Raw genomic sequence first — 10,412 nt, 5'->3', positions numbered from 1 at the left:
ACGTCAAACACCGCGAGGAGTGGCGCCCGTTCGCCCCCTCGATGCTCGAGTCCGCGGCCGAGGAGTACCTGATCGACGGCCAGCCCGCCCCCTTCATGATCGACACCTTCGACGTCCGCCCGGAGAAGGTCGACGACCTCGAGGCCGTGCTCCACCCCGCCGACGACTCGACGCGACCCCAGACCGTCCGCGAGGACCAGCACCCCCGCTACCACCGGCTGATCTCGGAGTTCGAGTCCATTACGGGCGTTCCGGTCGTCCTCAATACGTCGTTCAACGACCACGCCGAACCGATCGTCAACACGCCCACCGAGGCGCTCAAGGACTTCTACGGGATGGGCCTGGACGTGCTCGTCCTCGAGGACTGCGTCGTCGAGAAGGCGGCGGGGAAGACCGGCGAGGGCGCGCTCGAGGGCGACGTCGTGGCCGGGCCGACGGACGAGTAGCCTCCCACTCCGCAGGGCGCTTCGACAACAGTCTCCCCTCTCGAACCCGCTCGAGGTTCGCCGACCGCAGCACCTATTGGCGCCGTCGTGCTGTGACGGCACACGATGCACGTCGCAGTTATCGGCGCGAACGGCGGAATCGGCCGCGAGCTACTGCCCCGCCTCGCGGACGCGGGCCACGACCCGATCGGCGTCGTGCGAGACGAGGCGCAGTTCGACGAGATCCGTGAGCGCGGCGGCGAGCCACGACTGGGTGATCTCGAGAACGAGTTCGAGTCGGCCCTCGAGAACGCTGACGCCGTCGTCTTCACGGCGGGTTCGGGCGGGGACACCGACTGGGGGAAGACGCTGCTGATCGATCTCTGGGGTGCGCGACGAACCATCGACGCCTGCCTCGAGCGCGGGATCGACCGGTTCGTGATGATCAGCGCCTACCGGGCCAGCGAGCCGCTTGGCGATCCCGAGGCGATGCGTCCGTACTGGGTCGCCAAGCGCTGCGCCGACGACTTCCTCGAGGCGTCCGCGCTCGACGCGACGATCCTCCGGCCGACGGCGCTGACCGACGACGAGGGGACGGGCCGCGTCTCGGCGAGCTTCGAGTACGACGGCGAGGGCGGCGCGGACATCCCCCGCGCCGACGTCGCGCAGGCGGTCGTCGCCGCGCTCGAGACCGACGAGACGATCGGCGAGACGATCAGGCTCTTCGGCGGCGACACGGCCGTCGAGGACGCGGTGCGTCCCGAGCGCTGATCGTACGGACGGGTGGTTTCGGCTCCGCGGCCGACTCGCGTCGACGAGGTTCGACGGCGAAACCGGTCTGCAATACTACCAGCATCGGTACCGTGATAGGGCGCCCCTTCCCAGGAGTCGGTATGGACGTCACTATCACTCCCTCTCGAGTAGGGGGACAGGCTCGAGCGCCCCCATCGAAGAGCTACACCCACCGCGCGATCCTCGCCGCGGGCTACGCCTCGCAGACGACGGTCAGAGACGCCCTCTGGAGCGCCGACACGAAGGCCACGGCCCGTGCGGTCTCGCTGTTCGGCGGGAGCGTCGACCGCGACACGGACGCACTCGAGGTCGAGGGGTTCGACGGCCAACCGGGCGTCCCCGACGACGTCATCGACTGCGAGAACAGCGGGACGACGATGCGGCTGGTGACCGCGGCGGCGGCGCTGGCCGACGGAACGAGCGTCCTCACGGGCGACGAGTCGCTCCGGAGCCGGCCGCAGGGACCGCTGCTCGAGGCCATCGCCGACCTCGGAGGCGAGGCCTACAGCACCCGCGGCAACGGCCAGGCACCGCTGGTCGTCACGGGACCGATCTCGGGCACCGAGGTCTCGATCCCGGGCGACGTCTCGTCGCAGTATATCACGGCCCTGCTGATGGCCGGCGCGGTCACCGAGGACGGACTCGAGATCGACCTCGAGACGGAACTCAAGTCGGCGCCGTACGTCGACATCACGCTCGAGGTGCTCGACGACTTCGGAATCGAGGCCCGCAAAACCGACTCCGGGTTCGCCGTCGACGGCGGCCAGCGCTACGATCCGGCGGACGGCGAGTACCGCGTCCCCGGCGACTTCTCCTCGATCTCCTACCTGCTCGCGGCGGGCGCCATCGCTGGCGACGACGGGGTCCGTATCGAGGGTGCCCAGCCCAGCGCCCAGGGCGACAAGGCGATCGTCGAGATCGTCTCGGCGATGGGTGCCGACGTCGACTGGAACCGCGAGGCGGGGACGATCGACGTCTCGGCGACCGACCTCGAGGGGATCGAGGTTTCCGTCGAGGACACGCCCGATCTGCTGCCGACGATCGCGACCCTGGGGGCGGTCGCCGACGGCGACACCCGGATCACGAACGCCGAGCACGTCCGCTACAAGGAGACCGATCGGGTGAGCGCGATGGCCGAGGAGCTGGGGAAGATGGGCGTCGAGACGACCGAGGAGCAGGATTCGCTGACGGTCCACGGGAGCGAGTCGACCCTCGAGGGCGCCGCGGTCGACGGCCGGGGCGACCACCGGATCGTGATGGCGCTGGCGCTGGCGGGACTGGTCGCCGACGGCGAGACGACGATCGCGGGCGCCGAGCACGTCGACGTCTCGTTCCCGACCTTCTTCGCGACCCTCGAGGAGCTGGGCGCGACCCTCGAGCGCGAGGACTGACGGGAGCGACACTCGAGCCCGAAACGCGGGCGATCCGAACAGTCCTCAGAACGTGTAGGCCATCAACACCTCGTCGACGAACTCGTCGTCGATCGTGTAGTGGTTCCGGCGGATGCCCTCGGTGTTCCAGCCGTGGTCCTCGAGGAAGGCAAGCGCCTCGTCGTTGGTCGCCGGAACGCTGTTGTACACCTTCCGGTAGCCGTTGGCCTCGGCCCAGTCGACCCCGCGGGTGAGTAAGGCGTCGCCGACGCCGCGTCTGCGGTGGTCGGGGCGGACGCCGACGGTGAGCTGGGCCGTCTCGCGGAGCTTCTCGACCTGCGGGAGGTCGAGGTGGACCCAGCCCGCGATCTCGTCGTCGATCGTGGCGACGAAGAACACGCGGGACTCGACGGTGTTGTGGCGGGTCACGGCGTCCTCGTACAGCAGCTGTTCGGCGACGCTTTCCGCGACGACGTAGGACTCCTTCGAGGTCACGTCGCGGATCGCGTCGACGAGCCCGTCGAAGTCCCGATTCTGCCCGGGGCGGATGAGGTAGATCCCGTCGTCGGTCTCGAACTCCTCGACCGAGCCGACGTCGAGCGCGAGCCGGACCGTCCCGCCGTCCTCCTCGAGGTAGCCCTTGGTTTCCAGCGCCTCGAGCTCCGTCCGGAACCGTTCGGGCGGCAGCGACGTCATCTCCCGGATTCGGTGTCGCGCCGCCGTCCCGTGGCGCTCGACGTACTGGTAGATCGTCCTGCTCGCCTCGCTCTCGAACGTCGGCCGCTCGGGTGCGCGCATAGGAGAGGTCATCGGGTGGCGCGAGTATAGTCCTTGTCATTGGATACCACACGTTCCGGGCCGTCCGCGCCGGTGGTACTATCCCGCACGGGACCGTCGGGACCGGTATGCGCGCGTCCCTCGAGTCGCGGCTCCGCGAGCGCCTGAGCGAGGACGACGTTCTCTTTCCGGACTACGACGGCTACTGCGTCGCGAACGTGCCGGAGACGGCGCTGTCGCTGCTCGGGGATGGTTTCGAGCGACGGCTGCCGGACGACGCGCTCGAAGGAGTCGACGCCGACGTCGACAACGTCGTCGTCTTCCTGCTGGACGGGTTCGGCTACGAGCACTGGAAGCGCCACCGAGGGGTCCATCCGCTGCTCGAGCGCTTCTCGGCGGCCGGTACCGTGGCGCCGCTGACGACGATCTACCCCTCCGAGACGGCCGCCGCGCTGACGACGATCAACACGACCGCCCCGCCGGTCGAACACGGACTGCTCGGCTGGTTCCAGTACCTCGAGTCCGCCGGTGAGATCGTCGAGACCCTGCCGTTCCGGACCCTCGAGGGCGACCCGCTGGCGGACGTCTCGCCGTCGTCGTCGGCGGCGGAGCTGTTCGAGGCCGACTCCGTCTACGAACGTGCCGAGCGGGCCGGGATCGATACGTACGCGCTCCAGCCCGTCGAGTTCGTCGACTCGGGATACACCCAGGCGACGACCGCCGGCGCCACCCGGGTCGGCTACGACTCCGCGACCGACCTCGCGCTGTCGATCCGCCGCGCCCTCGAGGAGTCCTCGACACCGGCGTACGTCTACGCCTACGAGCCGACGATCGACGCCGTCTCCCACGCCGAGGGGACCGGCACCGAGCGCTACCGGCAAAACCTCGAGGCGATCCTCGAGCGCTTGCAGTACGAACTGGTCGAACGGCTCGACCCCGCCCTCGCCGAGCGCACGCTGCTGGTGGTGACGGCCGACCACGGGATCGTCGACACCGCACCCGACGAGAACGTCGTCATGACCGACTGGGAGGCGTGGCCGGCACTGCGGGAGACGTTCCGCCGCGACGGGGCGGGCGAGCCCCGGCTGCCGACCGGGAGTCCGCGAAACGTTCACTTCCACGTGCGGCCGGACCGCCTCGAGGAGGCTCGCCGGATCGTCGACTCGACCCTCGACGGCCGGACGTTCACCCGCGAGGAAGCGCTCGAGCGCGGGCTGTTCGGCCCCGGCGAGCCGTCGGCGCTGTTCGATCGGCGCTGTGGCGATCTGCTCGCCGTCCACCGGAACCGCGGGCTGTGGTGGGCGGAGATGGAGTCGATCGGGATGCACGGCGGGCTCACGGATCAGGAGATGCTGGTACCCCTGGCCGCCGCGCGTCTGAGTGCGCTGTGAGCGGACTGGTACGGGGGGAAGACATATACGATTCCTATCCCGTACACCGTGTATGAGTCTCCCTGGCACGACAGACGTCCCGCCGGCCCTGGGAAACTTCCTGTATCTCGTCGGGGCGTTCCTTCTCACCGGGATCGCGACGCTGGTGATCGTCGGGCTCACCGGCCTCGAGGGAGTTGCCGCCTACGCGGTCGCGATCGCCGCGTTCGTCGCCGTCTTCGTCGGCCTGCTCACCGCGTACGATCGCTACTACCTCGTCGAGTGACCGGGCGCAATCGTCGGCCCGGCTACAGCGGCGTCCGCTCGACCGGCTCGGCCTCGATGACGCCGATCGCGTAGCTCGCGACGTCCTCCTCGAGTGTCATCATGCCGAACGCCCACTCCTCCTCGTCGGCCAGCTCCGAGGTACTCGTCGTGGCGTCGTCGATCCGCTCGCCGTCCGCATCGTAGAAGACGACGCCCACCCGGACGGACCGGACGTCCTCGCCCGCCTCGTTGACGACGACTCCCTCGACCGTGGCCGAGAGGTCGTCCTCGACGAGTTCGTGCTCCTCGATCACGAGTCCCTCTATCGGCGGTCCGTCTTCGATGCGCTCCTCGAGGTCGTCCGTCTCGTCCGTGTCGTCCCCGTTCTCGTCGGCATCCTCGTCCTCGTCACCGTCGTCGCCGTTTTCGTCGTCGCCGTTCGCATCGTCGTCGCCGTTTTCGTCGTTTGTCCCGGTCTCTTCTCCGTCGTCGGCCCCGGCTTCGGTACCGTCATCGGTCTCGTCCGCGACGTCGTCGTCGGGTTCGTCCCCGTCCTCGGACGCGCATCCGGCGAGGAGCGTCGAGACTGTAAGGCTCGTTCCAAGTAGCACCGTTCGTCTGTGCATGCGAGAGCGTATCCCGCTCGTCGAATTGAGTATACGCCGCCTATCCCTCGAGGAGGGATCGGTCGCAGTCGTGCGGGTCGTCGTACGCCGTGCCTATCCCGCTCGGGGAAGGTACGTTGGCCGGTCGACCCGATTCCTCGAGGGCGCCGAACCCGTCCCGTTCGAGTCGACCCGTTCGGCCGGATATCGAGCGCGGTAGACGGTCCCTTCTCGCGGTGGGCTGTCGTTCGGGGTCGGAAACGCCACCGTAACTTCGATTCGGCCCCGCGCTCCCGGATATTGCACCGATCCTGCACTCATAAGTGTCCGCGTCCCCGAGGGGGTGGCAATGAACGGCAACCGCTTCGGTCGCCTCTTTCAGGTGACCACGTTCGGCGAGAGCCACGGCGAGGCGATGGGCTGTACCGTCTCGGGCTGTCCCGCCGGCCTCGAGCTCTCGGAGGAGGATATTCAGGCAGACCTCGATCGGCGCAAGCCGGGCCAGTCGATGATCACGACCTCTCGGGGCGAGCCCGACGACGTCTCGATCAAGTCGGGCATCCAGGACGGCTACACGACGGGGACGCCGATCGGGATGGTGATCCAGAACAAGGACGCCCGCTCGGGGAAGTACGAACCCTTCATCACCGCGCCTCGCCCCTCGCACGGCGACTTCACCTACTCGGCGAAGTTCGGCACGCGCAACTGGGGCGGCGGCGGTCGCTCCTCGGCCCGCGAGACGGTCAACTGGGTCGCCGCGGGCGCCATCGCGAAGAAACTCCTCGAGCGCGAGGGGATCGAGCTCAAGGCCCACGTCAACCAGATCGGCGACGTCGAGGCGCCCGAGGTGAGCTTCGAGGAGATCAAAGCGCACTCGGAGGAGAACGACGTTCGCTGCGCCCACCCCGAGACCGCCGAGAAGATGCAGGCGCTGATCGAGGAGTACCAGGACGAGGGCGACTCGATCGGCGGCTCGGTCTACTTCGAGGCCCAGGGGGTCCCGGTCGGCCTCGGCGCGCCCCGCTTCGACTCCCTCTCTGCGCGGCTCGGACAGGCGATGATGGCGGTGCCGGCGACGACGGCCTTCGAGTTCGGCCTCGGTACCGAAGCCGCCGAGTGGACGGGGAAGGATCGCAACGACGACTGGGAGTTCGACTCCGAGGGTAATCCGACGCCCGTCGAGAACGACCACGGCGGGATCCAGGGCGGCATCTCGAGCGGCGAGCCGATCTACGGCGAGGTGACGCTCCACGCCCCGACCTCGATCCCCAAGAGCCAGCAGACCGCCGACTGGGAGACGGGCGAACTCAAGGAGGAGCAGGTCATCGGCCGCCACGACCCCGTCCTGCCGCCCCGCGGTGTGCCCGTCGTCGAGGCGATGCTCGCGCTGACGCTCGTGGACTTCATGCTGCTCTCCGGTCGCCTGAACCCGGACCGCGTCGACGACCAGCCGGGCGAGTACGACACGGAGTACCACCCGAGCAGTCCGCGCAACGAGTAGCTCGAGAACTCCCCGCCGGTCGGCGGTCGACCGCTGCCGCGAGGCACACTCGCTTTCACCGATCTTTGCAGACCGCTTTCCAGCAGTGTCACCGACCCGAACATCCGCGTTGTACCTTGTCGTGGTAGGCGCTAGCACTTATTGTGGTTGTCGTATTATCCTCACACGCCATGGGAGGTTTTGACATAGAAACCGAGGAGGGACGACGAGAGGCGTTGCGCCGAATGCTGACGATCCGGGCGTTCGACACGGAGGCAGGCGATCGCTTCGCTGACGGCGAGATACCCGGCTTCGTCCACCTCTACATCGGCGAGGAGGCAGTCGGCGTCGGTACCTGCGCCTCGCTCGAGGACGACGACTACATCGCCAGTACGCACCGGGGCCACGGCCACTGCATCGCGAAGGGGCTGGATCCGAAGTACATGATGGCGGAGCTGTACGGCAAGGCCGAGGGCTACTGCAACGGCAAGGGCGGCTCGATGCACATCGCCGACGTCGACGCGGGGATGCTCGGCGCCAACGGCATCGTCGGCGCCGGCCCGCCGCTCGCGACCGGCGCGGCGCTGTCGATCGACTACCAGGATCGCGACCAGGTCGCGGTCGGCTTCCTCGGCGACGGCGCCGTCGCCCAGGGGCAGGTCCACGAGGCGATGAACCTCGCGGCGACGTGGGACCTGCCGGCGATCTTCGTGATCGAGAACAACCACTACGGCGAGGGGACGCCCGTCGAGAAGCAACACAACGTCGACAACCTGAGCGACACTGCCCAGGCCCACGACATCCCCGGGCTGACCGTCGACGGGATGGATATCACCGCCGTCTCGGAGGCCGTTGGCGAGGCGCGAGCGCGCGCCAGGGCCGGCGACGGGCCGACGCTGATCGAGGCCGAGACCTACCGTTACCGGGGCCACTACGAGGGCGATGAGGAGCCCTACCGCGACGACGACGAACTCGAGCGCTGGAAGGCCCGCGACCCGATCGACTCCTTCAAGGAGCGGCTGATCGATCGGGACGAACTCACCGCCGAGGAGTTCGACGACCTCGAAGGCGAGATCGAAGCCGAGATCGATGCGGCGGTCGAGTACGCCCAGAGCGCGGAGCTACCGGCGCCCCACGAGGCCTACGACGACATGTTCGCCGAGACGCCGCCGGAGATCGAGCGGTTTGCAACTGCTGCGCGGACCAGCACCGATGGAGGTGAGCGACGATGACCGCCCAGGCCGAGCGCGAACTCGAGACCGAGACCGAGACGATGACGGTCCGCGAGGCCGTCCGCCAGGCGCTACGCGAGGAGCTCGAGCGCGACGAGGACGTCTACCTCATGGGCGAGGACGTCGGGCTCTTCGGCGGCGTCCTCGAGGTAACGAGCGGTCTGTTCGACGAGTTCGGCGGCGAGCGCGTACGGGACACGCCGATCAGCGAGGCCGGGTTCATGGGCGCGGCGACGGGTGCGGCCGCGACGGGCACCCGTCCCGTCGTCGAGCTCATGTTCTCCGACTTCGCGGGCGTCTCGATGGAGCAGATCATGAACCAGATGGCGAAGATGCGCTACATGTTCGGCGGGAAAGCCGAGATGCCGGTCACCGTTCGGACGACCGAGGGCGGCGGCATGGGCGCGGCGAGCCAGCACTCGGGGACGATCCACACCTGGATCGCTCATTTCCCCGGGCTCAAAGCCGTCGCCCCCGGCACCGCCGCGAGCGCCAAAGGGCTGACGAAGGCCGCGATCCGCTCCGACGACCCCGTCTTCGTCTTCGAGAACAAGATGATCTACGAACAGCAGGGTGCGGTGCCGACCGACGAGGACTTTACCGTTCCCCTCGGCGAGGCCGCGATCGAGCGCGAGGGCGACGACGTCACCGTCGTCGCGACCCAGCGGCTCGTCGGCGAGTCGCTCCAGACCGCCGAGAGCCTGGCCGAGACCGGCGTCGAGGCCGAGGTGATCGACCCGCGGTCGCTGTACCCCCTCGATACGGAGACCATCGTCGAGAGCGTCCGGAAGACCGGCCGGCTCGTCGTCGCCGACGAGAGCCCGCTGTCCTACGGCACCCACGCCGAGATCGTCGCCCGCGTCCAGGAGGAGGCGTTCTTCAGCCTCGACGCGCCGATCCAGCGGGTCGGCACGCCCGACACGCACATGCCGTTTAGCACGCCCCTCGAGCAGGAGGTCCTGCCCGACGGCGACGACGTCCGCGAGGCGGTCGAGCGGGTGACGTAGTGACCCGCGTCGGACTGATCGTCAACCCCGCGGCCGGACGCGACATCCGGCGGCTCACCGGCGGCGCCAGCGTCGTCGACGACTACGCGAAACGGCGGGTCGCCGACTGCGTCCTCGAGGGGCTAACCGCCGTCCCCGACCCCCCGAGCGTTCGCGTCATGCCCGATCGATCCGGGATCGCCGACCACGTCCTCGCGGAGGCGCCCGACGAACTCGAGGCCGAAGCCCTCGATATCCCCCTCGAGCGGTCGGCGGCGGATACGCGCCGGGCGGCCGCACAGTTTCGCGCGGACGGCGTCGACGCCGTCGTCGTCCTCGGCGGGGACGGGACGACCCGCGACGTCGCCGGCGAGATCGGGTCGGTTCCGGTCGTCTCGGTCTCGACGGGAACGAACAACGTCGTCCCCTCGGCCGTCGACGGCACCGTCGCAGGCGTCGCCGCGGCGCTGGTCGCGACGGGCACCGTCCCGGCCGCCGACGTCGTCGAGCGACACGGACGGATCGAGGCCCGCGCCGAGACCCCGAACGGAGAGAAGCGACTCGCCGCGCTCGCGGCGGCCGAGGTCTCCTCCAGGTCGTTCATCGGTTCGCGGGCGCTGCTCGATCCCGACGACTTCGTCGGGGGCGTCGTCTCGCGGGCCCACCCGGGCGACATCGGCCTCCCCGCGGTCGCCGGGGCGCTCGAGCCCGTCGCGCCCGACGAACCGGGTGGCGTCGCCCTGCGGCTGACCGATCCCGAGGACGCCCCGCACACCGCTCGGGCGGCGCTGGCACCCGGCGTGGTGGCGACCGTCGGGATCGAGTCGGTCGAACGGATCAACCCGGACGACCCGGTTCGGTTCGAGGTTCCGGACGGCGTCGTCGGCGCCGACGGCGAGCGCGAGCTCGAGCTCACCGACGCGACCGTCGAGTTCCGGGTCCGGGCCGACGGGCCGCGGCTCGTCGACGTCGACGCGACGCTTTCGGCCGGAAGCGAGGCCGGCGCGTTCGCGCTCGAGGCGGCCGATCGCACGCCCGCGCCCGAGGACTGAAAGGGCGACTGATCTCGCGCCCAAAACGCTATTTTGTCGGCCGTCGACGCCCCTAT

The 10,412-nt window shown here is 69.3% G+C and carries 11 protein-coding genes; 9 read left to right on the top strand and 2 right to left on the bottom strand.

Annotation, left to right across the window (positions count from 1 at the left end; translation table 11 throughout):
* The 3 genes from ACNA7R_RS08010 to aroA form a co-directional block, all read left to right on the top strand.
* Positions 1–446: carbamoyltransferase C-terminal domain-containing protein (locus ACNA7R_RS08010; protein ID WP_416283044.1), on the top strand; the 446-nt coding region annotated here is incomplete at its 5' end.
* A 105-nt stretch (positions 447–551) separates the two neighbouring features.
* On the top strand, positions 552–1,196 hold the full coding sequence (locus ACNA7R_RS08005) for an SDR family oxidoreductase (protein ID WP_416283043.1): 645 nt from the start codon (positions 552–554) through the stop codon (positions 1,194–1,196).
* Between the two features lie 122 nt (positions 1,197–1,318).
* The gene (gene aroA / locus ACNA7R_RS08000; RefSeq protein WP_416283042.1) at positions 1,319–2,608 is read left to right on the top strand and encodes a 3-phosphoshikimate 1-carboxyvinyltransferase; all 1,290 of its coding nucleotides are present in this window, start codon (positions 1,319–1,321) and stop codon (positions 2,606–2,608) included.
* A 45-nt stretch (positions 2,609–2,653) separates the two neighbouring features.
* On the opposite strand, the gene ACNA7R_RS07995 is transcribed toward aroA, so the two are convergent.
* Positions 2,654–3,385: a GNAT family N-acetyltransferase gene (locus ACNA7R_RS07995; protein WP_416283041.1), complete on the bottom strand. Its 732-nt coding sequence runs from the start codon at positions 3,383–3,385 to the stop codon at positions 2,654–2,656.
* Between the two features lie 107 nt (positions 3,386–3,492).
* Here ACNA7R_RS07995 and ACNA7R_RS07990 point away from each other — a divergent pair, with 107 nt between their 5' ends.
* Together ACNA7R_RS07990 and ACNA7R_RS07985 are read left to right on the top strand one after the other, a co-directional pair.
* On the top strand, positions 3,493–4,755 hold the full coding sequence (locus ACNA7R_RS07990) for an alkaline phosphatase family protein (protein ID WP_416283040.1): 1,263 nt from the start codon (positions 3,493–3,495) through the stop codon (positions 4,753–4,755).
* Positions 4,756–4,807: 52 nt separating this feature from the next.
* Positions 4,808–5,020 (top strand): hypothetical protein, encoded by a 213-nt coding sequence (locus ACNA7R_RS07985; RefSeq protein ID WP_416283039.1) that lies wholly within the window; start codon positions 4,808–4,810, stop codon positions 5,018–5,020.
* A gap of 22 nt (positions 5,021–5,042) precedes the next feature.
* Here the strand turns inward: ACNA7R_RS07985 and ACNA7R_RS07980 are convergent, their stop codons facing one another.
* The gene (locus ACNA7R_RS07980) at positions 5,043–5,627 is read right to left on the bottom strand and encodes an FxLYD domain-containing protein (protein ID WP_416283038.1); all 585 of its coding nucleotides are present in this window, start codon (positions 5,625–5,627) and stop codon (positions 5,043–5,045) included.
* Between the two features lie 328 nt (positions 5,628–5,955).
* Between ACNA7R_RS07980 and aroC the strand changes: the two genes are divergently transcribed.
* From aroC to ACNA7R_RS07960, 4 genes are all read left to right on the top strand, one after another.
* Positions 5,956–7,107 (top strand): chorismate synthase, encoded by a 1,152-nt coding sequence (aroC, locus tag ACNA7R_RS07975; RefSeq protein WP_416283037.1) that lies wholly within the window; start codon positions 5,956–5,958, stop codon positions 7,105–7,107.
* A 170-nt stretch (positions 7,108–7,277) separates the two neighbouring features.
* Positions 7,278–8,318: a thiamine pyrophosphate-dependent dehydrogenase E1 component subunit alpha gene (locus ACNA7R_RS07970; RefSeq protein ID WP_416283036.1), complete on the top strand. Its 1,041-nt coding sequence runs from the start codon at positions 7,278–7,280 to the stop codon at positions 8,316–8,318.
* Positions 8,315–9,325, top strand: a complete 1,011-nt coding sequence (locus tag ACNA7R_RS07965; protein ID WP_416283035.1) for an alpha-ketoacid dehydrogenase subunit beta — start codon at positions 8,315–8,317, stop codon at positions 9,323–9,325. Before ACNA7R_RS07970 ends, ACNA7R_RS07965 begins: the two co-directional genes overlap by 4 nt.
* Positions 9,325–10,356 carry an NAD(+)/NADH kinase gene (locus ACNA7R_RS07960; RefSeq protein ID WP_416283034.1) on the top strand — a complete coding sequence of 344 codons (1,032 nt, stop codon included), beginning with the start codon at positions 9,325–9,327 and terminating at the stop codon, positions 10,354–10,356. The genes ACNA7R_RS07965 and ACNA7R_RS07960 overlap by 1 nt, the downstream gene beginning before the upstream one ends.
* The last annotated feature ends 56 nt before the right edge of the window (positions 10,357–10,412 follow it).

The organism is Natronococcus sp. (assembly GCF_047921035.1).
Classification (GTDB): Archaea; Halobacteriota; Halobacteria; order Halobacteriales; family Natrialbaceae; genus Natronococcus.
The sequence above is the reverse complement of the archived record's forward strand: the minus strand, read 5'-3'. Positions and strand labels throughout refer to the sequence as shown.